Below are 324 nucleotides of genomic sequence, written 5' to 3'. Positions count from 1 at the left end.
CGTAGGACACAGTGCCCGACGTCTGACCTACCGGAATGGTGATGGTCTGGTTGTTCGACAGGGTCACAACCACCGGCGATTCAGTGACAGGTGCGCCGACGGTGGCGGTGTAGACGATGGTGCCGTTTTCAGCCACACCGCCTGCTGGCGTTTGTGCGGTCAGTACGACGTTGGTGACATCATTGCTGTCGCTGACCTGGGTCACGACTGGAGTGGTGTTCGGAGCCAGTTGCTCGTAGTTGCCGCCGGTCACGCCAGTGATGGCGGTGCTGACGCTGTCGGCGCCTTTGTACACGTCGTTGCCGACGACGTAGGACACAGTGC

At 61.1% G+C, this 324-nt stretch carries 1 protein-coding gene; it reads right to left on the bottom strand.

Annotated features, from left to right (window positions below; translation table 11 throughout):
- The coding region (locus QMX89_RS22725; RefSeq protein ID WP_282349958.1) for an immunoglobulin-like domain-containing protein at positions 1-324 on the bottom strand (324 nt) is incomplete at both ends.

It is taken from the genome of Pseudomonas sp. PS01301, assembly GCF_029960215.1.
GTDB classification, from domain to species: domain Bacteria; phylum Pseudomonadota; class Gammaproteobacteria; order Pseudomonadales; family Pseudomonadaceae; genus Aquipseudomonas; species Aquipseudomonas coleopterorum.
This window is presented reverse-complemented; position numbering and strand designations above follow the sequence as displayed.